This is a genomic window from Cognatishimia sp. MH4019, assembly GCF_020177595.1.
Lineage (GTDB): Bacteria > Pseudomonadota > Alphaproteobacteria > Rhodobacterales > Rhodobacteraceae > JAHTBL01.
Genome location: NZ_JAHTBL010000005.1, coordinates 36929 through 62968 on the forward strand (window position 1 = coordinate 36929; position 26040 = coordinate 62968).

Here is a 26040-nt window from a genome sequence, read left to right on the forward strand (position 1 = left end):
TCTTATTCCCACGGTCTGTAATATGTGTGGCGTGTGACATGAGTAGCAATGTCTTTTAACCGCATGTTTAAAGGACTATCTGCGCCACCAACCGAAATTGGCGTCAAGTGATCGACATGATAACCTGGCGGAACTATTCCGTTCGACAAATACTGGTTCATCCATTTCGGCGCTTTTCCACTTGCACCAAGCTGTTTCAAAAAGAATGATTTCGCCGCTTGGCTACGAACAGTTCCTGTCTGAACTCCGTTCGCTTGCTTGTACAGATCCCAACCTTTTGCGGCATCAGCGCGTGAGACAAACTGACCTTTTGTTGCTGATTGAAATTGGTTCCACGTTTTCACATCAGTCGAAACCGTTATCGGTTTAACTGCACTATTTGGAGCGCCTTTAAAAGCTGCGAAGGCCTCATCACCTAGCCCCCCGGTCGTTGCGAGGGGGATAGCGGCAGCGGCGCAGGCGGTTGTGTTGTTCGCTCCACACGCGAAGTGAACGGTGGTGTGTTCAGCTACGACCGTATTTTGTTGTGAAAAAAATCGATCTGATGCCGTGCTGTAGGAGCCAATGGTATGGGCACTGCACTCAAAGCGGTTAATATCAGCGCAGCAATGAAGCCGATGATATGACGCATAACTTTTGACCAACTTGCGGAAACTAACCTTTTGGCAGTTTCTGAGCGATATGCTCAAACTCTTCTTTGCTGAAACCAGTCAGAGTTGGCATCTCCCAATCAAAGAATGCAGAGTTACCGGTTGCTTGGAAGATCAGTGCCCTAATGCCTATGAACTCTGAAACAGAAATTTCTTGGTTTGGGAAATATTGCGCCAATCTTTCGCACAAGAATTTCACTAATGCATCCTCAGATTGAGTGCAAATGACAATATCGCCCCTATCCTCCAGTTCGCGAAGTGATCGCTTAAGGATTTTGGCAATTTGACTATATGATTGATCAGTCATCAATATATGGCTCATTTCTTTTCGGCAGTGTTGAAATGTAGTCGTCGTAGTCGATTTCTGCTGGCCTGAACGCCGTACTCTCACCAGCACTTGGATTGCGCACTACAACTGTTCGCGTTTCAGCGTCCAAATAAACAGACCGCCCATCAACGTAGTATCTAACATCGCTTGGATTATTGATCACGTTTTCCACGTGAGCTTGATACTGGTATCTTTCAGTGATGCCCAAGTCCTCAAATTCGCGACCGTTGATAACATGCTTTTGGAAGCCATGGCCTTGTGCAATTTCTTCAGCCGCCAATTCTGCTTTTAGCGGATTATACGTCGCAACGTTATCTGCACCTGTTCCTGTTCTATTTGTAGCGCCTTTAAAAGCTGCGAAGGCCTCATCACCTAGCCCCCCGGTCGTTGCGAGGGGGATAGCGGCAGCGGCGCAGGCGGTTGTGTTGCTCGCTCCGCACGCGGCGAGATCGCTGATTGTTCCTGCTGTTTCGAAAGCTAAGTAAGCGGATAAACAGCTTTGGCTGGCGAGGCAGGCTGACGCGGCGGCTGGTGCTAGAACACCGGTAGCAAGGATAATGCCGGCGGATGCGAGTGTGGCTGTTGCATTCTGATACTCGTCGTAACGTGCTTCCGAAAAACGGCGAAGACAATCCTCACCAGTTACGCAGTTTGTGCTGGCAAAGTCCGAGAAGTCATCCAGAAGCGCTCCGTCAAGACTGCCTTTATTGAAGGACAACCGTTGACCAATCTGCACGCCATCGCTGTCTAGATTGAACAGCGTGTTCAGGGCCTCAGAGCGTGCAATATCAAGCTGCGCAACCGACGCAACGCCACTCAGTTTTTCTATGGTTTCGGCATAGGCCGCATCCAACGTGCGTAATTCACTCAGGATCCGTTGGACGCAAGTCGCGTCTCCTGCCGCGACACATGAAGACAAAGCGTCGTTCTGGCTGATAGACCGAGTATTCGCGCGCTTCAGACGTTGCTCTTGGCAGTCTCTATCAGTCCCGCAGGCTTCAAGGTCGGCGATCAGGTCCCCCCACTGATCGTGCGTCAGGTAATTGTTTTTGAACCCGGATTGAGCGACGGCCGCCGCAATGGCAACATTCACTTCGTTCCCGCCAGAGAACGCAAAGCCTGCGACAGCACCAATCAACTCGGACCGCGCCAGCGCGATGTTCCTCTGGTCCGCCGTCAGTTCCTCCAGCGTCCCCGCATAGAGGCTCTGCGCGATGCCGCCCGCAGCCCCTGCCGCACAACTGCCCCCTTGCGCACTGGCCGCTGCACACCCCGCGAGGCCGTGCAGAAGCGCGTGTTGGGCGGAGCCTTCGGGCAAGTGCAGTTCGCCAATCTCGAATTGCGCATCGGCGAGGGTGAGGTTGACCACCGTCTTGAGCAGCGTGTCCGACAAACCGTTTGAGAAATCCGTACCGTGAACGGCGGAACTCAGCCCCGAGGAAATCACACTATCCAGACTGCCTTCCAACAGATTGGACAGAGTCAGACCGTTGCCGTCGATCTTGCCAAACCCAAGGAGAGGGTTTTGAGACGCCTTTCCCAGCTCAATCCCCAGATCATCGAGATTGATCCCGGATGTCAGCCCCGCCGTCGCACCAGAGAAGACGGCACTTTCGAGGATGTCAGCCACGTCGAAGTCGCCGGACACGGCGCTGTCGAGGGTTTCGAGCGCGAAAGTGGATGCGAAGGATGTGGATGCTGCACCGATGACACTGCCCTGTGCAACGCTTGTGACAACGCCCGCTGAATTGAAGGTAAAGGCGGCGTTCACCGCGCCAGGGCTGATTGCTCCAACAAGGCTCGATCCAAGCTGCGCTCCAACGCCTGTAGTCGAGAGAGCAACCGCAACCAAGGCCTTAAACGCCGGGCTGAGGGCGGTTTCTTTTTCGTAGAAGTATTCGTCGGCCAAGTCCTGGGAGAGCAGCTCAAGCCCGTCAAGGGCAAGCAGTTCTTCCGGGTAGAGGTCCTCTGGTCGCGGGGCGTCGGCACCCTCCAGCGCGTAGAGGACCAGTTCGGTGCGGCCGCCCACATCAAGATCAACCGCGCGTCCAGCCAGAAGGGAGGTCAGGGCGACCGTTTCGCGGAAGCTACGCTCGGTGATGGTGGTCGAGGTGATGAGGCCATTGTTGGTGCTGTGGCGGTCTTCGCGGGTGCTGCTGACGGCACCTTGCACGGACAGATCACCTCCGGTGCGGATCGTCAGTTGCTGCCCGGCCTTCAGCTGCGCGCCAATCAGGGTGGTGTCGTCGCCCGAGACGATCGACAGGTCCAACGCGGCTAACGCGTCGGTGCCTGTGCTGATCTGCTCGGTCTTCGAGCGGTGATCCGTGCCACCCAACAGGCCGCCAAGCATACTGCGCGTGACGGTTTTGCTGCGCTGGCGAATGTCGGTGTATGTCCCGACCAGGATATCGCCCTGAGTTGCGCTCAAGGACACATCACCGCCCTGTGCATTGAAGCTGGAGCCAGCCGTGGTCAGATCACCCGTTTTAGCCTGCAGCGCAATATCACCACCCGCCGTGATCGAGACGCCGCGATTGGTGATGTCGAGATAGGATTTGGTCGTAGTCTTGCGGCTCAGAAAGCCACTCTTCTTGGAGCGCGACGAGCCTTTTTCAACATCCTGAGCCGCCACAAGAACAAGGTCTCGACCGGCGGTCAAACCGGCATCCCCGCCGGTTGCAATCTGCGTACCAACCAGCGTCGCATCTCGCCCGGCAGTCGCGTTGAAATCACCACCGACGCTCAGCGACGAGACAATCGAAGTGACACTTGTCTTCTCATACCGGGTGCCGCCGGACCGGCCCTTCTCTTCAAACGCCTCTTGTGCCGCCAGAATGGAAAGATCGCGCCCTGCAGTGAGCGTTGCATCGCCACCCACTTGCGCCTTGACGGCAGAGAACGTCGTATCGCGTCCGCTTTGGATCGTCAGATCACCGCCCACGCTGAGGGCGGTTTGTGTCACGCGCGTACCGCTATTTGTCCCCCTGCCGCGTTTAGCGAATGATTGATAATCCTCTACAATCTCAAGCAGTGCAACATCGCCTTGAACGGCAGTAACAGAGAGATCGTTGAGGGCTTTGATCTGCACGCCGCGCCCAGTGAAATCCGTGCCGGCGACGATGCGGATATCAATGCCGTCCAGAGCCGTCCCCGACAGGTTGATCGGTCCGAGCGCGGTGAGCGTAACATCGCCGCCATTTGCCGAGAACTGCCCGCCGCTGCCGATGATGCTGAAGGCGGTCACAGACAGATTGCCAGAAGGCGGGCCGCGCGGCGTCACGGGCGCAAGCTCAGGCTGCGCGGCGCTGTTGTCCTGCAAGGCGAGCTCCAGCAGCTCGGGCGTCAGCAAAAGCCGGTCGGGCACCCGTACGCCCGCCGTACTGTCATAGAGATCGGCAAGCTCCTGCAGACTGAACGCGCGATCTCCGATCGAGAAGCTGAGATCAGGGTTGGTCGCGATGTCTTGCTGCACGGTCACATCGCCTAGACGTCGCAGCAATTGAAGATCATCCGGGTAGAGGGCGCCAACGAAGCGGGCATAATCAACAAAATCCAGATCGGTCTCTTTAAAAGTGCTATGGCGTTGGCCAATCAGGCCCGCAAGGGTTGGTGTTGCGGTCAGCTGTGGCTTGACGCCGATTGGGTTCGCAACCGATCCGGCGAGTGTGAGACCCGGCACAGCAAAAGGGTCTGCAAGCGCCACCTTGCTCGGATCAATGGTCAGGTTCAGTGCGGGCAAGTTTGCGCCACTTGCGGTTAGGTCTGTGATCTGAGGCACCAAGGTCTGAGACGAGCCCGCTGCTATGGTGCCGGAGTTGTTGGTGCTGTCAGACAGGATTGACACATCGCCACCGCCAAGGATTTTACCTGTGATCGTTGCATTACCCTGAGCAGGTCCACGGTCGCGGAAGTCCTTAAAAAAGTATGTTTGCTGTTTTTTATTGGCAGCCCCGCAATAGTCCTTATCGTGACAAGTCTTATTTCGACTAAAGTAGTCAGCGGACACGCGGCGGATCGTATCGATGTATGATGTGTTCACCAGACTTGCAGCCGTGACATTCAGATCGCCGCGAGCCGACAACAAACCTGCCCGATTCTGAACATTCGCCTCTATTTGTAAATTTTGCCCCGAAGCGATCCTAGGGGTAGAACCAACAGCCGTGACATCTTCGCCGGCGCTCCAGTAAACTGAACCTCGCCCTTCAAGAGTTGGCGCGCCTACAAGGCCACATGGGACCGGACTGGACGGGCATCCACCTTGAAAGTCGCCCACCAGTGAGACTGTTTGATCGATATAGCGCGGTCTAAGCCGCAGGTCACAATCACCATCCCTACAGACAGTTTTCATGAAAGTATGGCGGCCCACCATCCGGCCTTGGCTGCCATCCAACGTTTTGACATTCACCGACACGTAACGATTGACGACAGTCTGAGCAGACAGCTCCATGTCGCCATCGGCCTCTATCAAGCCAGAGATATTGGTGATGTTACCCGCTGCGGTCAGCCGCATATCAGCGCCTGATTTGAAGATGCCTTGATTATTTGTCAGATGGCCTTGCGAAGTCAGGATCAGATCGCCGGCAGCCTGTATCAGCCCTTTCGAGGTCAGAGTGCCGTCCAGGTCTAGATGCAAGTCACCACCAGCAACGATCTTGTCGCCTTGTGCGACCGACAGACCCTGGTTCAACAGTTTCAGCCGCAGAATGCCACCGCTGTAGAGCTGTTGCAGGCTGGATACTCCGGCTCCACTTGACCCACCGGCCTTTAAATCCAAACTGGTTTGTCCGACCAAGCGTCCGCCTGCTGTCACGCGGACCGCGCCGGAGGTCTCTACGTTCAAAACACGCCCATTGAGCATTCCGGCGTTTGCCAGCCCAGCCGCGCCGCTCGATACGCTCAATACTTCACCCGCAAGGATTTGGCCTAAATTGGTGAAGCTGTCCGTTGCTGTCAGAACGACATCCCTTGTGCCTTGAACATCACCGCTGACCTCATTCACAAGGTCGACCGCGTTGAGCGCAACATCAAGACTGGCTATGTCGCCTGCCTGCCGCAGCGTCGCGGCATCAAGCGTAACAAGACCCGATGCGGTGATCTGCCCTGTATTGCGCAAGACGCCCGTCGCCTTACCCGCAATGACATTGCCTGTGACCTCGCCGTCATTGGTGACAGAACTGCCTTGCACGGCGACCCCACGCGCCGAAATGCGCCCCGCCGATGCATTAAGAACTCTACCTTCCGCATTCAGCTGCGCTTGTGTTTGGCCGACAATCTGACCCGCATTCTCGATGTCTGTTTTTGACAACAACGCGACTGTGTCGCCGCTCAAGAGCCCGCTGTTTTCGATCTGGCCGACAGAGCTCGTAACCCGCGCGCGCTCAAACGCAAGAACCGTTCCTGTGTTCTTCACAGCGGGCCCCGCCAATATGATATTGCCACCAGACAGGGTGCCGACAGTCTCAAGCGTTCCTGAAAGCGCTTCGGCGACGAACTCGGTTGAGCCAGTGGCTATCCCTGCAAGGGCGACCTGATCTGCGCGAAAGACCAGCTGCGATCCGCTGAGGCTCGATTTCGCTCCGGTGCGCAGCCACTCTCCCGCGGTGATCGTGAAGCGCTTGTTCACGCCGATCGTTGCATCCACCATCACGTCTTTGGCAGCTTGAATAACCGCTTGCTCGGCCGCGACCCGAGCGGATTGATCCATGACGACATTACGCGTTGTCGAGGCCACGCGAAGGGACTGGCGCGCGACAAGCGCCCCGGCAATCGTGGTCAGGCCCGCCGCTTCGAGCGTGACAGCACCGCCGGCGATTTCGCCAGTGAACACCAAGTCCCCCTGATCGGTCCGGATATCGACATTGGCCCCTGTCTCCGAAGCAATGATCCCCTCCAAGAGCAGCGGGCCCCGATTGCGGATCTTGATATCCCTACGCGCCTTAAGAAGCGGTTGGGACGCCGCCGTCGTGGCCCCCATCGAGAGCTGTCCATCAGCGCGCAGCGCGATATCGGTCGAAGAGGCCATCTCACCGTGCACGCGCACGCCAACACCATCCTCGGTGGCAACCATACGGATCGCATTGGCATACATGCCTCCCAGGGCCGAAACGTCGACGGCCAAGGCAGGCACAGATCCCTTGCCCGCTTGCTCGGTCACGCCGGTCACCTGCCCGGTCTCGGGGTCGTAGGACCAATCGTAATCCACCTTGTTGGCCCCGGCGACAACTCCAATCTCTTTGGCCCGCATCTTGCCATAGAGAACCGCAGCCCGCGCAATCACGTCGACGCGAGATGTGTCTGCAAATGCCAGACGGCTTTCGGGGTTCAGTCCGTTTGCTCCGATGGTGACCGTGCCCCGCCGGACATCGAACCCGGCGAGAGCTCCATTGCCTGCAAAGATCGGCTTGCCGGTCGTCAGGGTCGTCCGACCCGTGTTCACAAACCCACAGCCATTGCAGGTGATCCCGAACTCGTTGGCCAGCACGACATCCATCGTCTTGCCACCGACCTCGAGAAGGCCGTTCAGCTGGGTCTGATTGCCGCCCACCACCTCGCCGATCCACACCTCAGCCTCTTCGCCAGGGCGTAGGTTCGGGTTGCCCTCAATCCAGCCCGCCAGTCCTGTGTTGACGCTTTTCGCGGAGTTATTGAGGATCAGATCATCCGCCTCGAAGTCCGTGAAGACATCGTGGCTGACCCCCGCACCGTTCGGCTTGCCGATGTTCAGGACCGGTGTCCCGTTTGCGGCGGCTTCCAGATCGGGGGGCGATCCATCTTTTCCACTGGCATGGGTAATCGTCTGGGCAGAGAGTATAGCAGGCTGGACGGCAAGCACGCCAATCAGGACGCTGCTGATGAAAGCCTGCAATCGCCGTGAGACGCTTCCTCGGCGCTTTATGCTTTGCTTTCTCACGACCTAGAACTCCACCTGAAGGTTAAAATACCCAACAATGTCATCCTCCTCGAAGGCAGGCTGCTCGTCAGGTCCGCTTTGATCCGGGCGGCTGACAGCGCGGGCGATCTGCAATGACAAGACAGCATCTTCCTGCACCTGAATATCTGCCCCAAGGCTAACACCCGCGATGTGATCTTGCGACCAGCGACGCAGGTCCGAGGGTTCGACGTAACCGATATCGAGCCCTGCAGTCAGGCGCAGATCCATCGCCGAGATCAGATCCGCATCCCAGATCAGCGTGTTGCGCAGATAGGCTCCGCTTTCGCCATATAGGCTATCGCCGTGAAACCCGCGCACGGTGGACCAGCTGCCAATGCTGATCTGCTCGCTGCCGGGCAGAATATCATTGGATTGCTGCGCAAAGAACGTGGCATTGTAGGTCAGGCCGCTCTTTCCCAATGGCAAGGCATAATCCAGGCGGCCCTGCACAAACCGAAATTGCAGGTCAATGGAACTGTCGTCGATCACATAGGCGTCAAACGCATCAAGGCCGAAGCGCGTGCTTAAATCCCATCGCAACCGCCCGTCGCCCCAGCGACTGTCGCCCCTCACCCCAAGGGACGCGACGGTCAGGTTGCGACGCTGCGCCTTGAGCTCAACATCGTCGATGAATGTGCGGGTGCGTAGAATGTCGAGATCACCGTAGCCATAGATCCGCGTGGTCTGGCTGCGCGTCAGCAAACGCTCTGCAGAGAAGGTCGTGTAGCGTGACTGGCCCTCGATCATGTAAGACTGGTTGATCCCGGACAAAGCGTAAGCGTAGCGGCTGGTGCCCTTTCCAAGACCAAAGGACCAGTAGCCGAATGGCACTGCCCAATTTAGCGACACGTTATCGGAGTATTTCTTGTTACGGTTCTCAAACGCGACGGCACTCGTTCGCAATGTGAGAGAGTCATTCAGCCCCAGCACATTGTCGAACCCCAGACGCGCCGTTGCCTTGATCTCTCCAGTGCTTTCAAATCCCGAATTGTCCAACTCAACGCCCAGATGCCATGGTCGATCCTGTTGCAGATCAACCTGCACGAAAGAGCCACCTGCAACCTCGCCGGGGATCAATTCAAACCGGCTGCTGGTCGATCGTAGCGCATTAAGGTTTTCCAGCCCCTGCTCCAGATCGCGCAACGACAGCAGATCGCCCCGCCCAGTGGGAAACGCTGCCCAAATACGCGTGTCAGACGGGCTGCCATCCGCATAGACATAGCCTTCAAGCCGCCCCGGAACGATTGTGATTTCAAGCGATCCATCGGCCACGTCCTGCTGCGGGACGTAGGCCCGGGTCGTGATATACCCCTCTTGCTGGTAGTAGCTGTTGATGGCATTCAGCGCCGCTGCGATATCCGCAGCGGTGGCACAGGTCCCTGCAAGATCGCGATACCCGAGCGGAGGCGCACCGAAAGGATCAAAGCCGCTGAGGATGATATCCTCAATCTCGAAGCATGGCCCGCCAGAGGGCGGCGCGAAAGGATCAAACCCCGTCGCAACGGGTGCCGTCTGTCGCGCCCGTGCCTCTATCTGTGCGCGACGCGCCCTCTCGGCAGCCTCCGCTTGCGCCTGCTCCTGCCGTCGCACCTCTTCATCGAGGGTGCGCAAATCTCGCGCGGGCACGTCTTGAGCTGCCGCAGGGCCTGCACACCATACAGAAATGCTTGCAAGCCATCCCCAAAAGGCGCGTTTTGCATGAAGCCCGTTCATGGTGCGCGGCTCTCCAACAATGCCTGATAGGCGGCAGAGAACCCGCGCAGCGAGAAGTTGAACTCGGTGCCTTTCGCGTCCTCGGTCCAGACCCGCAAGCGCAGATTAAGCCCTTGCTGAAACGCTTTCAGCAAGGCACCCGAAACTTTAAAGCCTGCATGGCACCCGGTTTGATCACACACCTCGTAGAGCGCCTTGAATGGGCGCCGTTGATCGACTCGCAGCTGAACCCCAGGGATCAGGTAAATCCCGACCGGAGCAGTGATAACGCCATATGCGCCGGCACCTTCCGGATCAGCTGAGATACTAAACAAAACGACTTCTTGTGGATCACCACTGGGTACGATTTGGCAACTGCCCGCGATATCTTCATCGGCCTGATCGGCACAGATCAAGCGCCAATCCTGAAAAACACGCGTGTCCTGCGGAACCGGTTGTGCAACCCCGTTGACAGGCGCACCTATCAGCACAGTACAGAGCAGGAGCAGTCGGAAGATCATAGGCGCGCCAACCAGTTCACTGCGCCTGATCGATAGGAACAGCTTTCCAGTCACGGGCAAATGCGTGCGCTTGTGCAAGCTCGTCCGCGTTCAGTTCTGTGCTCAGGCGATCTCGCAGCGCCTGCGCCTCACCCAAACCGCGCACTGCGGCGAGATTGGCGAAACCATGCGCCTTGACCGGGTCCAACGCGAGGCCTTCGCCGGATGCATGCGCCCGCGCAACCTCGTAAAGGCCCATCGCATTGCCTGCGGCAGCGGTTTTGGCAAAATGATAAACGGCTTGCACATTGTCTTGGGTTATACCCGCCCCTTCCTGATAGGCTTGGCCCAGAAGATTATGCGCTGCAACATGATGCTGCGCCGCCGCTGCTGTCCAAAGCGTTACCGCCTGCGCTTGATCTGCAGCAACACCCCGACCTTGGGCGTGCAGCAAGCCACAGTTGAACTGCGCCTCCGGATCGCCGGTTTCAGCAGCATCGCAGATCAGTTCGGCTGCCCGTCCGAAATCTTGCAAAACCGTGGCACCTTCGAGATGCATCAGACCAAGCCGGTGTTGCGCCTTGGCACTCCCCGCATCTGCGCCTGCCCGGTACAATGCCGCGGCACGCTGCAGATCGACATCGGTGCCCAAGCCCAGCTCAAACAACCGACCAAGGTAAAAAGCCCCATCGGCGTCCCCGGCGTCAAATCCGGTTTGAAATGCGGTGACAGCGTTCGCAATGTCACCCGCTTCAAGATGGACGATGCCCGTTTCAACATCAGCATGCGCTGCAGTCGCGATAGAACCAGCAACACAAAGCCCCAGGATAGGGTTGAAGATACTCATTGAGTCCTCTTTATAAAGGTCAGATTGGTTATGTTTCTGAGACTTGCGCCGTACATTTCTCTTTGTAAGTGGTTCGCCTGAGCCTCATTGGGTGAATGGGATAGAGGTGCTTTTAAGTACGCCTTAGGAATTGTGAATAGCGCTGTAAACAACTTTTACGGTATTTTCACAAAGCAAAGGACAGCCGTGTTCTTTACACAAGCATTTGCGCTCTTACGCCATACATGTCCGGATAAGCTACGGTTCTATCGACCAAACGGATATTGATGCAATCATAAGCACAGGATCTCAGAAACGCAGGAACACGCTCTACCTCCAGTTGCGCGCTCTTGCAGTGCAGACCCCAAATGCAGCGCTGATGATCGGCAGCACTTTTTTTCCCACACCCGACACCGACGTGGTGCTTTCCGTCCCCGTTGAACCGCCATAGATAACGTGGCCTCTCCCATCTCAAGGCCGCCATCGTCGCCCTGAGGCGGACCAATAATCTGATCGTCAAACCGTCCCCATTCATATCCCCGGCAGCGGGTACAGCAAAGCCAGCCTCTTCCCCCGCCGCGTCGCCCTGAGTAATCAATCCCTGTCCGGTTGTTGGCCGCTCAAGTCCAAAGGTTCCAACGTATCCCTGACTGTGACCGCGACCGCTTGCGGGTGACATGACTGACGATGACCTCAATGCCGTAGACATTATCACACCCGGCGTCATCACGGGCGTCAAAGCCACCAGCAGAAACCAGCACGGTCTGACTGTCAGACAGCAGCAACTCAAGCTTTCGGTCAGGTAGCACATTTGCCCAGAGCAAACAGCGTCAATGGCTCACTCTGCTACCACCGCCCAAGCTGACGGCGCCGACACCTCGACAGGCCAAACATCAACGCATGCTCAATTCCAGTCTTGAGCCTGCGCGGTGCGCCCTCTAAGCCAAGAGGATGTGGATCTACCGCCTCCTCATCGGCCTTGCGGCCCCGCTGCTTTGGGCGCATCGCATTTGGCGCGCAGGCGGCGCGCGCGAGGCGATTTTTCCCAGTCATCCTTTGGCCAGCGCAAATCGCACGCTTTGGATCCATGCGGCGAGCAATGGCGAGATTACCTCTGCCATACCGCTCTTGATCGCTCTTCTGGAACGCGATCCTGCGCTGCATCTTGCCATCACGGTCAACACCCCCAGCGCGGTGGAGGCGGTCCGGGGATGGGACCTCCCGCGCAGCCATGTCAGCTATGCGCCGCTTGATCTGCGTTGGCGTATCGAGGGCTTTCTGAAGGTCGTAAAGCCCGCCGCTATCCTGATCATCGAGAATGAGTTCTGGCCCAATAAGATCCTCACCGCCCATGCGCGTGGGGTGCCGGTATTGGTTGCGGGTGCCCGTCTGTCCAAAACCTCAGCCCGACGATGGCGCTATTTGCCGAAATTGGCCCAGCGCATGACGCAAGGCATCACCGCGCTCTCCCCGCAAGATCCTGCATCGTCTCAGCGCTTTCTCGATTTGGGATTGCCAGAAGCCAAGATGCTGTCCGAGTTGAACCTCAAGCTCTTCTATACTCCGCCCAAGGTCACGCCGCCAAAGACAGATCGCGCGCAGACAATTCTTGCTGCCTCGACCCATGACGGCGAGGACGTGCAGGTGATTGCAGCCTTTGCGGCGGCCCATAGGCTGAACCCCAAGCTCCGGTTGATCATCGCCCCCCGCCATCCGCGCCGCGCATCTGCAGTGATAGAGGCGGCCGCCCAGCATGGGCTTGCCATCGCCCAACGCAGCGCTGGCGCGGCTTTTGACGAGACCACACCGATCTGGCTTGCCGATACGATGGGCGAAATGGCGCACTGGTATGACGCTTCGGGGCTGTGTTTTATCGGCGGGTCCCTTGTGGAGAAAGGGGGCCATACCCCGTTCGAGCCTGCCGCCCATGGCATGGCCCTTCTCACCGGGCCGCATATCGAGAATTTCGAGCCGCATTTTGAGGCGCTTCAAAATGCCGGGGCCGCGCAGATTCTACCGAACGCAGAAGCATTGAAAGACGCGTTCATCGCGCTGCCCAAGACGTCCAAACTGCGCGATATGGGCCAAGCTGCACAGGCCTATCATGCCCAGAAAGGCAGTCTTGATCCGTTGATCGACGCGATCCGTAAAACGCTCTGACGCTTCCCCAACGAACCACCAAGAACCGAACCACACGGGCCCGAACCACGACGCGCGCGCTCCCCCGCCGGAGGCCACCGCCCGTCAGGGCATTCCTACCCGACCCGCAAGGCCTGCGTCGTCTGATCGCTCAAAAGCCAGTCTACCCGGTCGCGCAGCGCAGTTCGCACTGATCCTTCCCGCGGCGCATCGCGCAACGTGGTCACCCAATGCTCGGGGCGGTTCTTGCCACGCCGCGCGCCATCCCAGCGTAGCGCCAACAACACTTCTTGCGCTTCTACTGGCAGAACGTCCGGCACGTGATGTCCATTCAGCACACCCCAAACGCCTGTCCAGAGACGCCCAACGCTCCAAGGGTTATATCCGCCCCCGCCTAGCACCAGAAAACGCGGCGCGCTGAGTGCTTTCAAAGCCGACACCACAGCCCAATGGGCATTGTTAGACAAGGTCAGTTTCGACAGCGGATCTTCCTCTACCGCGTCCGCACCGCATTGCAAAACAATGGCATCCGGCGCGAAATCCGACACCAGCGGCACGATCAGCCGATCTCGTACCATCGCCATCTCAGTGTCATTCAGCCCGCGCGGCACGGGCAGATTAAACACCTGCCCAACCCCGCGATCCGTCAAAGCGCCTGTGCGCGGCCAGCGCCCCTCTTCGTGCACGGAAATCAGCAATGTGTCGGGATCATCCGCAAACCCATGCTCAACCCCATCCGCGTGGTGGGCGTCGATATCGATATAGGCCACCCGCCGCGCGCCGTTGCGCTTGAGCGACAGGATCGCCAGCACCGGGTCGTTGAGGTAGCAAAAGCCATTCGCATAGCCCGGCATCCCGTGATGCGTGCCGCCGCCGGGATGATAAATCACACCACCATCGCGCAGCAATTCACCCGACAAAAGTGAGGCACCAGCCGCTGTGGCAGGCCGCCGATACACCTCTGGATAAATCGGGTTCGACACCGTGCCCAGCTGAAACCGCTTGCAATCTTCCTCGGAAATCTCTTGCGTTGCCTCTGCCCTTTGTAACGCCGCCACATAGTCCGGCTCATGCCAGACATGCAGCGCCTTTGGCTTGGCACGCGGCGAGTTCACATACTGCTGGTCGGGCAGCCATCCCAACGCTCGGCTCAGATCCATCGCGGTTGAAACGCGCGGCACCCTCAGCGGATGCCAATCGCCATAACTTGAGCCGCGATAGATTTCGGAGCCCAGAAAAAGCGGGGCCGTCAGGCTCACGAGGTCAGCTGCCCCTCGATGGCTTGCACCAGCTTGCGCGACGTGGGTCGCACGTTTGATCCGAACGCCTCAATGAACCGACCATCCGCGCCGATCAGCACTTTGTTGAAATTCCAGCGCGGTGTGAAATCATGAGTGGCGCGCAACCACGCATAAAACGGATGCGCGCCGGGTCCGCGCACCGATGTGATCTCGGTCATTGGCAGATCCAGCCCGAAGGTCATCTCGCAAAACTCCTTGACCTCGTCTTCGCTTGCCAGCTCCTGCCGAAAATCATTCGACGGGACTGCCAGCACCACAAGCCCTTGATCCGCAAAGCGGTCCTGGAGCGCCTGCAGCCCTTCATACTGATCAGTAAATCCACATAGCGAGGCGGTATTTACCACCAGAACCGGGCGTCCAGCCCAATCGCTCAGCCGGTATTCACCGCCATCAATCGACGGAAACCGAAATGTGCCGGTTTCGCCAAAGGCGGGTGCCGCAAGCATCGCAGTCAGACCACCCAGAACCATACGTCGGGTCGGTTTATCGGTCATTTGATCCTCCTCCAGGCAACCAAATGTGGTGGAATTTGCCACATTCGGCGCTGTTTGTGGTGTCAAACCGCCGTGAAATCCGAGTTAAGTATCGCATTCACGACAAAAAACAGTATCTTTACAAAGATAGCAGACAAACAGATAGCCGCCGTTATTCAGAATTCCATGTCCATTATGCGTATTCACCAACACCCCATCTCTCTGGGAGACGCCGCAAAGCGCGACGTGCGCACCCAATTTGCCGCGCTGCCGTTTCGCATCGTGCAGGACAAGGTGCAGGTGATGCTGATTACCAGCCGCGGCACGAAGCGCTGGATTCTGCCCAAGGGCTGGCCAATGGATGGCATGACCCCCGCCCAATCCGCCGCCGAAGAGGCGTTCGAGGAAGCCGGTGTGCGTGGCAAACCCTATGACGTCTGCGTCGGCGTCTATTCTTATAACAAGGTGATGGAGAACGGCCCCGACTTACCCTGTCTGGCCATGGTTTTCCCGCTCAAGGTCAAACGCGTGCTCAGCACCTATCCCGAAAAGAACGAGCGCCGCCGCAAATGGCTGCCCATTAAACGTGCAGCCGAAAAGATCAGCGAGCCTGAGCTGCGCGCGATCCTCAAAGGCTTCGATCCGCGGCTACTGCGGCGCTAGGCATGCTTGAAGGCATGGCTGATCCGGTTACATATCGCGGGTCAGCTATTGGGACCCCTGATGATCCGATTTGCTTTGAAATGCGACAAAGACCACCGCTTTGAAAGCTGGTTCGCCTCTGGCGAAGCTTTCGAGACGCTGAAGGCGCAAGGCCATGTCGCTTGCGCGATCTGCGGCTCGACCGGTGTAGAGAAAGACATTATGGCCCCCCGCGTGAGCGCCGCCCGCGACGACGACGCGCCGCTGTCCGCCCCGGCCAGCCCCGCAGAACAGGCCGTGGCCGAGATGCGCAAACATGTCGAAGAAAACGCGGATTATGTCGGCAAGAGCTTTGCCAAAGAAGCGCGAGAGATCCATGACGGCAGCGCCCCGGATCGCGCGATCTATGGCGAGGCAAACGCCAAAGAGGCCCGCGCTTTGATCGAAGATGGCGTCCCGGTCGTACCACTGCCTTTCAACCCCAATAGAAAGACGAACTAAGCGATGACAATCCTTATCACCGGCGCCAATCGCGGCATTGGCGCAGAGCTGCTGACGCAATATCACGCGGCCAATCGCGAGGCTCAAGGCACCGCGCGCGCGCCCAACGCAGACCTGCTTAATCTTGATGTGACCGACGCCACCTCTGTGACCGCTCTCGCACATAAACTTGACGGCCAAACGATCGACTTGCTGGTCTGCAATGCAGGCGTCTATCTGGACAAGGGCCAAAACCTTGCCAATGGCTACGCGCCGGAGCTTTGGGCGCAAAGCTTCGCGGTCAATGTCACTGGCGTTTTTCTGACGGTCCAGGCGCTGCTGCCGCAGTTGCAATCCAGCGCGCAGCCCAAAATCGCGATCCTTTCGTCACAGATGGCCTCCCACGAGCGCGCCCCAGGCGGCAGCTATATCTATCGCGCTTCCAAAGCCGCAGCTCTTAACCTGGGCCGCAACCTGGCCACCGATCTGCATGATCTGGGCATCGCTGTGGGCATCTATCACCCCGGCTGGGTCTCGACCGATATGGGTGGCGGCACCGCCCCCACCACCCCGCAAGCCTCTGCCGCAGGTCTGATCAAACGCTTCGACGCGCTGAGCCTCGACACCACGGGGTGCTTCGAGACCTTTGAGGGCGAACCCCACCCCTACTGACCTTTCGCTTTTTCCAGATATCCAGCGGATTGCGATTGGTTCAGGCACAAGGGCGATAGAGGCAAAGCCCCCCAGCACCGCAACGCGCGCCGAAGGCGTGTGGCGCAAGACCTTGCCCTCTCCCGCCCCATCCCATATGACCCCCGCCAGAACGTAAGGGACATCTAAAATGCCAGTTCTGGTGATGAAATTCGGCGGCACATCCGTTGCCACGCTCGACCGCATCAAACGCGCCGCCAAGCGGGTCGGCGTCGAAGTGGCAAAGGGCTATGACGTGATCGTCATTGTCTCGGCCATGTCAGGAAAAACCAATGAACTGGTCGGCTGGGTGAACGAGACTTCGCCGCTTTTTGATGCGCGCGAATATGATGCGGTCGTCAGCTCGGGCGAGAATGTCACCGCAGGCCTGATGTCGCTGACCTTGCAGGAAATGGACGTGCCCGCGCGCAGCTGGCAAGGCTGGCAGGTGCCTCTGAAAACGACCTCCGCCCACGCCTCCGCCCGGATCGAGGAAATTCCGACCGACAATATCAACGCCAAGTTTGCCGAAGGCATGCGCGTGGCCGTGGTCGCAGGCTTTCAGGGCATCTCCCCCGAAGGCCGCATCACGACGCTGGGCCGGGGCGGCTCTGACACCACCGCCGTTGCTTTTGCCGCTGCTTTCGGGGCTGAGCGCTGCGATATCTATACGGATGTGGATGGCGTCTACACGACCGACCCGCGGATCAGCTCCAAGGCCCGCAAGCTCGACAAGATCGCGTTCGAGGAGATGCTGGAGTTGGCGTCCTTGGGCGCAAAAGTCCTGCAAACCCGCTCGGTCGAGCTGGCGATGCGCTACAAGGTCAAGCTGCGGGTGCTTTCCAGCTTTGAAGAACAATCAGACGAGGCAGGCACCCTTGTCTGCGATGAGGAGGAAATCATGGAATCCAATGTCGTCGCCGGTGTCGCGTATTCGCGTGATGAAGCCAAAATGACCCTTCTGTCCGTGGCCGACCGCCCCGGTATCGCCGCTGCTATCTTCGGCCCGCTCTCGGAAGCGGGCGTCAATGTCGATATGATCGTGCAGAACATCTCGGAAGAGGGGCGCACAGACATGACCTTTTCGTGCCCTGTCGATCAGGTAAAGCGCGCAGAGAAGGCGATGGAAGACGCCCAGACATCGGGCGAGATCAACTACCAGCAGCTGGTCGCAGATACCGACGTTGCCAAGGTCTCGGTCGTGGGGATCGGCATGCGCAGCCATGCAGGTGTGGCCGCCAAAATGTTCGACGCACTCTCCTCTGAGGGGATCAATATCAAGGTCATTACAACTTCAGAGATAAAAATTTCCGTTCTCATTGATCGGAAATATATGGAACTTGCCGTGCAAGCCCTGCATGATGCTTTCGAGTTGGAGAAAGCAGCCTAAAGGGGCACCCCCCGTTTCATGCCCGAAAGACTGGAAACCCAAAGTCGCAAGCTGTTGCAACGCTTGCGGGACACTCTGGCTGAGGACAGCGCAGGGCAAGCACGACTTGATCGCATCACCCATCTGATCGCCGATTCGATGCGCACCGAAGTGTGCTCGATCTATCTGTTCCGTGACCCCGAAACGCTTGAGCTTTGCGCCACCGAAGGTTTGAACCCAGAAGCCGTGCACGAGACCCGCATGCGCCTTGGCGAAGGTCTGGTGGGCCGCGTCGCCAAGAAGGGCCGCATCGTCAACACCGCGAATGCCCCCCAAGCCCCCGGTTTCCGCTTCATGCCAGAGACGGGGGAGGAGATTTATTCCTCCTTCCTCGGTGTCCCGATCCAGCGGCTTGGCGAGGCCCTTGGTGTCCTGGTCGTGCAATCCAAAGACGCCCGCGAGTATTCTGGCGATGAGGTCTACGCGCTGGAAGTCGTCGCCATGGTCATTGCCGAGATGACCGAACTTGGTGCCTTCCTTGGCGAAGGGGCCGCACTCTCCGCGCGCCATCAGCAACCCGTGATGATCCGGGGCACTGTCGGGCAGGAAGGCGCGGCCGAAGGCCGGGTTTACCTGCACGAACCCCGCGTTGTCGTCACGAACCCCATCGCCGATGATCCCGAGGTTGAAGCAGGCCGCCTGCGCGATGCAGTCGACACCCTGCGCGTCTCTGTCGACGATATGCTGGCAGGCGCACGCGCTGGCGACGCTGAACAGCTGCAAGTTCTTGAAGCCTACCGGATGTTTGCCAATTCCAAAGGCTGGCTGCGCCGGATGGAAGAAGACATCTCGCGCGGGCTGTCTGCCGAAGCCGCCGTCGAGAAAGAGCAATCCATCGCTCGCAACCGCATGACGCAGTCCAACGATTCCTATCTGCGCGAACGGCTCCATGATCTGGACGATCTCAGCAATCGCCTGCTGCGTATTCTGACCGGCCAAGGGGCCGATACCGGCGCTGAAATGCCCGATGATCCCGTGCTTGTGGCGCGCAATATCGGCCCCGCCGAATTGCTGGATTATGGCCGTTCGCTCAAGGCCATCGTGCTGGAACAAGGCTCTGTCGGCTCCCACGCCGCCATTGTCGCGCGCGCGCTGGCGATCCCGCTGGTGATCCACGCGTCCAAGATCACCACCGAGGCGCTGAACGGCGACAACGTCATGGTCGATGGCGAACAAGGTATCGTCCATCTGCGCCCCGACGACACCGTTGTCACCGCGTTTCGCGACAAAATCGCGATGCTGGCCAAAGCGCAGGAGCGCTACACCTCCCTGCGCGACAAGCCCGCGAAGGCTAAATGCGGCTCTGTTGTATCGCTGCATATGAACGCAGGCCTGATGGCCGATCTGCCATCACTTGAAGGCTCCGGTGCTGAAGGCGTCGGCCTCTTCCGGACCGAGCTGCAGTTTCTCGTACGCAACCAGATGCCCCGCCGGGCCGAGCTCTCGGCGCTGTATTCCCGTGTGCTGGACGCCGCTCAAGGTAAGCGCGTCGTGTTCCGCACGCTCGATATCGGATCCGACAAAGTGCTGCCCTATATGAAACCCAATGACGAGCCGAACCCGGCCCTTGGCTGGCGCGCGATCCGCGTTGGCCTCGATAAACCCGGTGTCATGCGGATGCAGTTGCAAGCGCTGATCCGGGCCGCCAACGGACGCCCGCTGACAGTGATGTTCCCCTTCGTCGCCCAATACGACGAATACCGCGCGGCGAAGGCCGAGTTTGACCGCACATTGGAACGCGAACGCAAGCTGGGCCACGTCTTGCCCGCCTCTGTCGAGGTCGGCGCGATGCTGGAAACCCCATCGCTGGCGTTTGCGCCTAATCAGTTCTTTGAAGAAGTCGAATTCCTCTCCATCGGCGGCAACGATCTGAAACAGTTCTTCTTTGCCGCCGACCGCGAGAACGAGCGCGTGCGCCGTCGCTATGACACGCTCAACGTCAGTTTTCTGAGTTTTCTGGAAACCATCGTGCATCGCTGCCAAGCCACCAACACGGCGCTGAGTTTCTGTGGCGAAGACGCTGGCCGCCCGGTGGAAGCCTTGTGTTTTGCCGCTATCGGCATGCGCGGCCTGTCGATGCGCCCGGCCTCTATCGGTCCGGTCAAGCATTTGTTACGGCAGCATAATCTGGATGACGTCAAAGCTGTCATTGATGAGGCACGCGACAGTGGTTCCCAATCCGTCCGCCCTGCGGTGATGGACTACCTCGCCAAACACTGACCCCGTCCCGGACGTGATCCGGGACCTCGGCCCGCCCCGCAAGGCCCCGGATCAAGTCTGGGGCGCGGCGGGCTTTACATCGACCGGCACGCTGATCTTAGCCCAAGCGCCCGGAACTAACTCCAGGCCCAACACACGCTCGGGATTGGTCGGTGGTGGCATCTTGACACCCTCCAGCCTCCGAAACCCGAATTTCCTGTAATAGGGCGCATCGCCCACTAGCACCACACGCGCCCATCCGGCAGCCGCCGCTGCGGCCAGACTGTCTTGCATCAAGAGCCCACCCAGCCCCTCACCTTGTCGCGTCGGGTGCACCGCAATCGGACCTAAAAGCAACGCCTCTGCATCGCCCAAGCGCACCGGCCAGAACCGGATCGCCCCACCCAAAACGCCCAGATCATCGCGTGCCACGCGTGACAGCTCGGCCACCGGCGGCACTCCATCACGCAAGCGATAGGAGGACAACGCCTCGCGCCCCGGTGCAAAGCACAGATCATAGAGGGCTTCGACCTCCCACCAATCTTCTGTCTGCTCTGCCGCGATCCGATACACGCCTGCCCTCGTTTTTAGCTGGTATCGCGCCTAGCACGTGGCTAACCCTTGGGCAAACAGGGGAAATCGCGATGTTCTACAGACCCGAAGACGGCCACGGCCTGCCGCATAACCCGTTCAACGCCATCGTCGCCCCGCGCCCCATCGGCTGGATCGCGACACGCGGGGCGGACGGGTCGCACAACCTTGCGCCCTATTCGTTTTTCAACGCAGTCGCCTATATGCCGCCGCAGGTCATGTTTGCCTCGACCTCCGCCAAGGAAGATCGCGGTGACACCAAAGACAGCATCGCCAATATCCGCGACACAGGCGTATTCAGCGTCAACATCGTCGAGTATGCAGCGCGTGACAGCATGAACCAGACCTCTGGGGCGTGGGACAAAGAGACCGATGAATTCGCGCTCGCGGGGATCGAAAAGGCGGCATGCGAGACCATTGACTGCCCCCACGTAGCCAATGCGCCCGCCTCCCTCGAATGTAAGCTCACCCAGATCTTGCAACTGCCCGGAGCCGCAAACCTCGCGTGCTTCGGGGAAGTCACCGGCGTGCATATCCGTGACGATTGTTTGAAAGACGGCCTCTTTGACATCACCAGCTTCCAAGCCCTCGCCCGCCTTGGATACATGGATTACACCCGCGTCACTGATGCGTTTTCCATCAAACGGCCCGAGTGATTGAGTATTTTTGCAAAGATGAAGGCCACAGTCGCTTTTCATTCCAAACTAGCCCGTTAGGCTGAGGATCGGCACGGACAGGAGACCCACATGACAGACACAGTGATCGGCATCATCGGCGGCTCGGGCGTTTACGAGATTGATGGGCTGGAAGGCGCGGAGTGGACCTCTGTTGAGAGCCCATGGGGCACGCCTAGTGATGATCTTTTGATCGGTCATCTGGATGGCGTGAAGATGGTGTTCCTGCCCCGTCACGCGCGGGGTCACAAACTGTCGCCCACCACGGTTCCTTACCGCGCGAATATCGACGCGTTGAAGCGGGTGGGCGTGACGGATGTCATCTCGGTCTCCGCCTGCGGCTCGTTCCGCGAGGAAATGGCGCCGGGTGATTTCGTGATCGTCGACCAGTTCATCGACCGCACCTTCGCGCGGGAAAAATCATTCTTCGGCACCGGTTGCGTTGCCCATGTCAGCGTGGCGCATCCCACTTGCCCGCGTCTTGGCGATGCCTGTTTTGAGGCCGCGACCGCCCAAGGCATCAAGGTGCATAAAGGCGGCACGTATCTCGCCATGGAAGGTCCGCAATTCTCTACTCTGGCCGAATCCAAGCTCTATCGCGAGGTCTGGGGTTGTGACGTGATCGGCATGACCAACATGCCCGAGGCGAAACTCGCCCGCGAAGCCGAACTTTGCTACGCCTCCGTCGCCATGATTACCGATTATGACAGCTGGCACCCCGACCACGGTGAGGTTGATGTGACCGAGATCATCAAGACGCTGATCGGCAATGCTGACAATGCGCGCGGGCTCGTCGCGCGGTTGCCCAAACTGCTTGGATCCGAGCGCGCACCTTGCGATCATGGCTGCGACCGCGCATTGGAATTCGCCATTCTCACCCAACCTGACAACCGCGATCCCGCGCTTGTCGCAAAACTCGACGCCGTCGCCGGAAGGGTCCTCTAACATGCCTCTCGATCTTTGGTTGGCCTTCGTCGCCGCCTCCACGGCACTGCTGCTAATCCCCGGCCCGACCGTGCTACTGGTCCTCAGCTACGCTCTGACCCAAGGCCGCAAGGTCGCCGTCGCAACCGCCACCGGAGTGGCATTGGGCGACTTGATCGCGATGACCGCCTCGCTCATCGGCCTCGGCGCGCTCATCGCGACCTCTGCCACTGCCTTCACGATCGTGAAATGGGCCGGCGCACTCTATCTGGTTTATCTCGGCATCAAGATGCTCCGCTCCGCCCCAAAGGAAGGCGCATCCCTGATGGAGACCGACGCCAGCGCGACCCCGCGCCAAGCCCTTGGGCACACGGCGCTTGTCACCGCGCTCAACCCGAAAAGCATCGGTTTTTTTATAGCCTTCGTGCCGCAATTCATCAGCCCGACGGCGGCCTACATCCCGCAAGCAACAATCCTGATCGCCACCTTCGTCGCCCTCGCCGCAATCAATGCGCTCGTCTATGCGCTTCTTGCCGACAAGATGCGGCAATACATTCGCAAACCTTTGATCCTGCGCCGCCTCACCCAAGCAGGCGGCGTTACCCTCATCGGCATGGGCGCGCTCACAGCCACCCTGCGCCGCGCAACACCCTGAGAACCAATATGAAAACCGTCAAAGACTATATCCGCACCATCGTCGATTTTCCTCATGAGGGGATCATGTTCCGCGATGTCACCACACTTTTTGCAGACCCACGCGGATTCCGCATGGCCATCGACCAACTGCTGCACCCCTATGCGGGCCAGCCCATCGACAAGGTTGTTGGCCTTGAGGCGCGCGGCTTCATCCTTGGCGGTGCCATCGCGCACCAGCTCTCTGTCGGCTTCGTCCCGATCCGCAAGAAAGGCAAGTTGCCCGGGCGCACGATCTCACAGGATTATACGCTGGAATACGGCGAAGCGATTGTCGAAATTCATGACGACGCCATCCAACCCGGAGAGAAAGTTCTTGTCGTCGATGACCTGCTCGCCACAGGCGGCACCGCAGAGGCAGGCATCAAACTGCTCGAACGGCTCGGAGCCGAGATCACCGGCGTCGCTGTTGTGATCGACCTACCCGAACTCGGGGGCCGCAAGCGTATCGAGGGGCTCGGTGTCGATGTGCACACGCTTTGCGAGTTCGACGGGCTCTGACCCTTCGCTTTTGCAAAATATCCCGGGGTGCGGGGCAGAGCCCCGCGTAGCGACGCGCGTCAGCGCGGCGCAAACCCTAAACAGGTAGAATAGCGCCCGGATTCATCACACCGTTCGGATCCAGCGCATTCTTGATCGCCCGCATTGCTGCCAGTTTGGCCGGGTCGCCATAGCGCTCTAAATCTGCAACTTTCAAACGCCCAATCCCGTGTTCCGCACTGACCGAACCACCCATCGCGTGCACCAGATCGTGCACAGAACGCTTGATCGCATCGCGCTGGTTTTCATGGTCCGCGCGCGACTTTCCAGGCATCGGAAAGACATTGTAATGCAGGTTTCCGTCGCCCACATGACCGAAACAATTGATCCGAAACGCCCCAATCTCGGCAAGCGCCGGACCGCCCTTTGCAATGAACTCGGGGATCTTTCCAATCGGGACCGAGATATCATGCGATGACACCGCCCCAATCCGGCGATTGGCCTCTGGAATATGCTCCCGGATCGACCAGAAATCTGCGCGTTGCTGCTCGGATTGCGCAATCACACCATCGCTGACAAGCTCCGCCTCCAAAGCCACTTCAAACAGCCCTTCCAACGCCTCCGCCGGGTCCAGACCGGCTGGCATTCCGACATCGATCAGCACAGTCCAGTCTGGAGCGTCCTCAAAAGGCTGCCGGATTTCTGGCACCTTCTCGGCCAGGAACTCCAGGCCCTGCCTGTGGATCAACTCGAACGCCGAAACACCGCTGCCAATCCGCTCACCGGCCAAAGCCAGCAGTTCAAGTGCTGCTTCGGGGCCTTCAACCACCATCAAGGCCGCACTCACGCCCACGGGTCGTGGGAACAGCTTCAAAGTCGCTGCGGTGATGATCCCAAGCGAGCCTTCCGATCCAATCAGCAAGTTGCGCAAATCATAGCCGGTGTTGTCCTTGCGCAACCGTGACAGCCCCTGCCAGATCGTCCCGTCAGGCAATACCGCCTCCAGCCCCAAACACAGATCGCGCGCATTGCCGTAGCGCAACACATTCACACCACCCGCATTTGTCGCAAGAATTCCACCGATCCGTGCTGATCCTTCCGAGGCCAGCGAGAGCGGAAACAACCGGCCCACCTCTTCGGCCGCGGCCTGCACATCGGCCAAAATTGCACCTGCCTCGACGATCATCACGTTTTCCAACGGATGCATAGATCTGACGGCTTTCATCCGCTCCATCGACAGGATGATTGGTGCCGGACCATCGGGGGCGACCTGACCGCCCACCAATCCGGTTCCGCCGCCGTAAGGCACGATCCCGACCCGGTGCGCGTTGGCCGCTTTCACAACAACCGACACCTCCTCGGCAGAGGCAGGGGCGACCAGCAGCCCGCCATCCCCTGTATACCGCCCGCGCGGCTCTTCCAGATAGGCAGGGGTCAGCTCGCGAAACGCAGCTTCGGGGAGAGCTGCACGTAATTCGGCCTCAAGGGCCTTTGAAACGGGGGTCAAGGTCATAGACAGCTATCAAGCACGCGCAGACCGAGTTGCCAAGTCACTCGCGCGCATCCGCCAGCCACTCGGGCTGCAGAACAACCACCGTAGGCCGGTCCGGCAAGCTGCGTAGAGACACCTCCAAAGATGAACCCTCCCGCCGATCAATCGCAAATTCGGCGGCCATGCCGTCCAGAAAGCGCTCCAGATTGCTTTGTCCGAACCAGTGCATCGGGATCACCACAGACGAGCGCAGTCGTTGCAGCACATTGATCATCGCGGATTGGTCCATGGTAAAGCCGCCATCGACCGGCACCATCACCACATCAATCCGCCCCAAAGCCGCATATTGCCCCACATCGGGCTCGTGGTGCAGATGCCCCAGATGGGCAATGCAAAGCCCCTCGACCTCGAAGACGAAGATCGAATTGCCATTCACCCGCGGCTCACCGTCGAACCGGCTGCGAATATCCGTATGGACATTGCGCACCAGCACATCCGAAAGCTCCAGATAGTGATCACGCGGTGCCTCTGCCGTGCCCCACCCCTCCAGGACATGGGGAATTGCAGGATCGGGAAACGCAGTCCAGTGGGTCTCATGGGCGATATTCATCGTGACGACCTCTGGCAGGAAAGTCGTCGCCCCCAAAAAGCCAGCATAGTCCGTCGCAATAGAGTGCCCGCCGGGCGTCTGGATCAGAAACGTCGCGTGATCGACATAGCGCAGCCGCACTGAAAACGCCGCCACCGGATCGGTAAAGCTGGCCAGTTGGACATATTCCAAACCATCCGTCGCATCCGCCAAAGCGATGCAATGGCTCGGCCTGCGATCTTGCGCCGTAGCCGCACTGGCGATCAGGATCAAGGCAAAGGTCAGTCGGATCATGGCAGCACCTCCTGGGCGTG

Annotated in this window: 21 protein-coding genes; 10 read left to right on the forward strand and 11 right to left on the reverse strand. The window is 58.9% G+C overall.

Annotated elements, in window-relative coordinates; all coding sequences use genetic code 11:
- Positions 1 to 2: 2 nt before the first annotated feature.
- The 6 genes from KUW67_RS10180 to KUW67_RS10205 all read right to left on the reverse strand — a co-directional run bounded on the left by KUW67_RS10180 (position 3) and on the right by KUW67_RS10205 (position 10951).
- Positions 3 to 689, reverse strand: a complete 687-nt coding sequence (locus tag KUW67_RS10180) for a hypothetical protein (protein ID WP_224825198.1) — start codon at positions 687 to 689, stop codon at positions 3 to 5.
- Entirely contained in the window at positions 655 to 957 is a 303-nt protein-coding gene (locus tag KUW67_RS10185; protein WP_224825199.1) for a hypothetical protein, read from the reverse strand. The genes KUW67_RS10180 and KUW67_RS10185 overlap by 35 nt, the downstream gene beginning before the upstream one ends.
- The gene (locus KUW67_RS10190) at positions 950 to 7846 is read right to left on the reverse strand and encodes a DUF637 domain-containing protein (protein WP_224825200.1); all 6897 of its coding nucleotides are present in this window, start codon (positions 7844 to 7846) and stop codon (positions 950 to 952) included. Before KUW67_RS10190 ends, KUW67_RS10185 begins: the two co-directional genes overlap by 8 nt.
- Positions 7847 to 7894: 48 nt before the next feature.
- The gene (locus KUW67_RS10195; RefSeq protein WP_224825201.1) at positions 7895 to 9538 is read right to left on the reverse strand and encodes a ShlB/FhaC/HecB family hemolysin secretion/activation protein; all 1644 of its coding nucleotides are present in this window, start codon (positions 9536 to 9538) and stop codon (positions 7895 to 7897) included.
- A gap of 83 nt (positions 9539 to 9621) precedes the next feature.
- On the reverse strand, positions 9622 to 10125 hold the full coding sequence (locus tag KUW67_RS10200) for an invasion associated locus B family protein (RefSeq protein ID WP_224825202.1): 504 nt from the start codon (positions 10123 to 10125) through the stop codon (positions 9622 to 9624).
- A gap of 16 nt (positions 10126 to 10141) precedes the next feature.
- Complete coding sequence (locus KUW67_RS10205) at positions 10142 to 10951, reverse strand: tetratricopeptide repeat protein (RefSeq protein ID WP_224825203.1); 810 nt, start codon at positions 10949 to 10951, stop codon at positions 10142 to 10144.
- A 930-nt stretch (positions 10952 to 11881) separates the two neighbouring features.
- On the opposite strand from KUW67_RS10205, the gene KUW67_RS10210 reads away from it, so the two are divergent.
- Positions 11882 to 13090: a 3-deoxy-D-manno-octulosonic acid transferase gene (locus tag KUW67_RS10210; RefSeq protein ID WP_224825204.1), complete on the forward strand. Its 1209-nt coding sequence runs from the start codon at positions 11882 to 11884 to the stop codon at positions 13088 to 13090.
- Positions 13091 to 13185: 95 nt separating this feature from the next.
- Here KUW67_RS10210 and KUW67_RS10215 read toward each other — a convergent pair whose 3' ends face one another.
- Positions 13186 to 14322 (reverse strand): acetoin utilization protein AcuC, encoded by a 1137-nt coding sequence (locus KUW67_RS10215; RefSeq protein WP_224825441.1) that lies wholly within the window; start codon positions 14320 to 14322, stop codon positions 13186 to 13188.
- Positions 14323 to 14324: 2 nt separating this feature from the next.
- The gene (locus tag KUW67_RS10220; protein WP_370634954.1) at positions 14325 to 14864 is read right to left on the reverse strand and encodes a glutathione peroxidase; all 540 of its coding nucleotides are present in this window, start codon (positions 14862 to 14864) and stop codon (positions 14325 to 14327) included.
- A 165-nt stretch (positions 14865 to 15029) separates the two neighbouring features.
- Between KUW67_RS10220 and KUW67_RS10225 the strand changes: the two genes are divergently transcribed.
- The 5 genes from KUW67_RS10225 (at position 15030) to ptsP (ending at position 20304) form a co-directional block, all read left to right on the forward strand.
- Complete coding sequence (locus KUW67_RS10225; RefSeq protein ID WP_224825205.1) at positions 15030 to 15506, forward strand: NUDIX hydrolase; 477 nt, start codon at positions 15030 to 15032, stop codon at positions 15504 to 15506.
- Between the two features lie 60 nt (positions 15507 to 15566).
- The gene (locus KUW67_RS10230) at positions 15567 to 15986 is read left to right on the forward strand and encodes a DUF1178 family protein (protein ID WP_224825206.1); all 420 of its coding nucleotides are present in this window, start codon (positions 15567 to 15569) and stop codon (positions 15984 to 15986) included.
- Between the two features lie 3 nt (positions 15987 to 15989).
- Entirely contained in the window at positions 15990 to 16637 is a 648-nt protein-coding gene (locus KUW67_RS10235) for an SDR family NAD(P)-dependent oxidoreductase (RefSeq protein ID WP_224825207.1), read from the forward strand.
- A 169-nt stretch (positions 16638 to 16806) separates the two neighbouring features.
- Positions 16807 to 18045, forward strand: a complete 1239-nt coding sequence (locus tag KUW67_RS10240) for an aspartate kinase (RefSeq protein ID WP_224825208.1) — start codon at positions 16807 to 16809, stop codon at positions 18043 to 18045.
- A gap of 18 nt (positions 18046 to 18063) precedes the next feature.
- Complete coding sequence (gene ptsP, locus KUW67_RS10245) at positions 18064 to 20304, forward strand: phosphoenolpyruvate--protein phosphotransferase (protein WP_224825209.1); 2241 nt, start codon at positions 18064 to 18066, stop codon at positions 20302 to 20304.
- A 51-nt stretch (positions 20305 to 20355) separates the two neighbouring features.
- Here ptsP and KUW67_RS10250 read toward each other — a convergent pair whose 3' ends face one another.
- On the reverse strand, positions 20356 to 20856 hold the full coding sequence (locus KUW67_RS10250) for a GNAT family N-acetyltransferase (protein WP_224825210.1): 501 nt from the start codon (positions 20854 to 20856) through the stop codon (positions 20356 to 20358).
- 71 nt (positions 20857 to 20927) lie between these two features.
- Between KUW67_RS10250 and KUW67_RS10255 the strand changes: the two genes are divergently transcribed.
- From KUW67_RS10255 to KUW67_RS10270, 4 genes are all read left to right on the forward strand, one after another.
- Positions 20928 to 21530, forward strand: coding sequence for a flavin reductase family protein (locus KUW67_RS10255; RefSeq protein ID WP_224825211.1), 603 nt, complete (start codon positions 20928 to 20930; stop codon positions 21528 to 21530).
- A gap of 90 nt (positions 21531 to 21620) precedes the next feature.
- Entirely contained in the window at positions 21621 to 22493 is an 873-nt protein-coding gene (locus tag KUW67_RS10260) for an S-methyl-5'-thioadenosine phosphorylase (protein ID WP_224825212.1), read from the forward strand.
- Between the two features lies 1 nt (position 22494).
- A complete protein-coding gene (locus KUW67_RS10265; RefSeq protein ID WP_224825213.1) occupies positions 22495 to 23127 on the forward strand; it encodes a LysE family translocator in 633 nt (210 codons plus the stop codon).
- A gap of 8 nt (positions 23128 to 23135) precedes the next feature.
- Entirely contained in the window at positions 23136 to 23666 is a 531-nt protein-coding gene (locus KUW67_RS10270; protein WP_224825214.1) for an adenine phosphoribosyltransferase, read from the forward strand.
- 76 nt (positions 23667 to 23742) lie between these two features.
- Here the strand turns inward: KUW67_RS10270 and KUW67_RS10275 are convergent, their stop codons facing one another.
- Complete coding sequence (locus KUW67_RS10275; RefSeq protein WP_224825215.1) at positions 23743 to 25158, reverse strand: FAD-binding oxidoreductase; 1416 nt, start codon at positions 25156 to 25158, stop codon at positions 23743 to 23745.
- A gap of 37 nt (positions 25159 to 25195) precedes the next feature.
- Positions 25196 to 26020 (reverse strand): MBL fold metallo-hydrolase, encoded by an 825-nt coding sequence (locus tag KUW67_RS10280; protein WP_224825216.1) that lies wholly within the window; start codon positions 26018 to 26020, stop codon positions 25196 to 25198.
- Between the last annotated feature and the right edge of the window lie 20 nt (positions 26021 to 26040).

Bases quoted from the DNA above. Each gene is read 5' to 3' on its own strand.
- KUW67_RS10185 (WP_224825199.1), bottom strand. From the start codon at position 957: ATGACTGATCAATCATATAGTCAAATTGCCAAAATCCTTAAGCGATCA.
- KUW67_RS10200 (WP_224825202.1), bottom strand. From the start codon at position 10,125: ATGATCTTCCGACTGCTCCTGCTCTGTACTGTGCTGATAGGTGCGCCT.
- KUW67_RS10205 (WP_224825203.1), bottom strand. From the start codon at position 10,951: ATGAGTATCTTCAACCCTATCCTGGGGCTTTGTGTTGCTGGTTCTATC.
- KUW67_RS10210 (WP_224825204.1), top strand. From the start codon at position 11,882: ATGTGGATCTACCGCCTCCTCATCGGCCTTGCGGCCCCGCTGCTTTGG.
- KUW67_RS10220 (WP_370634954.1), bottom strand. From the start codon at position 14,864: ATGACCGATAAACCGACCCGACGTATGGTTCTGGGTGGTCTGACTGCG.
- KUW67_RS10225 (WP_224825205.1), top strand. From the start codon at position 15,030: ATGTCCATTATGCGTATTCACCAACACCCCATCTCTCTGGGAGACGCC.
- KUW67_RS10230 (WP_224825206.1), top strand. From the start codon at position 15,567: ATGATCCGATTTGCTTTGAAATGCGACAAAGACCACCGCTTTGAAAGC.
- KUW67_RS10235 (WP_224825207.1), top strand. From the start codon at position 15,990: ATGACAATCCTTATCACCGGCGCCAATCGCGGCATTGGCGCAGAGCTG.
- KUW67_RS10240 (WP_224825208.1), top strand. From the start codon at position 16,807: ATGCCAGTTCTGGTGATGAAATTCGGCGGCACATCCGTTGCCACGCTC.
- ptsP (WP_224825209.1), top strand. From the start codon at position 18,064: ATGCCCGAAAGACTGGAAACCCAAAGTCGCAAGCTGTTGCAACGCTTG.
- KUW67_RS10255 (WP_224825211.1), top strand. From the start codon at position 20,928: ATGTTCTACAGACCCGAAGACGGCCACGGCCTGCCGCATAACCCGTTC.
- KUW67_RS10260 (WP_224825212.1), top strand. From the start codon at position 21,621: ATGACAGACACAGTGATCGGCATCATCGGCGGCTCGGGCGTTTACGAG.
- KUW67_RS10265 (WP_224825213.1), top strand. From the start codon at position 22,495: ATGCCTCTCGATCTTTGGTTGGCCTTCGTCGCCGCCTCCACGGCACTG.
- KUW67_RS10270 (WP_224825214.1), top strand. From the start codon at position 23,136: ATGAAAACCGTCAAAGACTATATCCGCACCATCGTCGATTTTCCTCAT.
- KUW67_RS10275 (WP_224825215.1), bottom strand. From the start codon at position 25,158: ATGACCTTGACCCCCGTTTCAAAGGCCCTTGAGGCCGAATTACGTGCA.
- KUW67_RS10280 (WP_224825216.1), bottom strand. From the start codon at position 26,020: ATGATCCGACTGACCTTTGCCTTGATCCTGATCGCCAGTGCGGCTACG.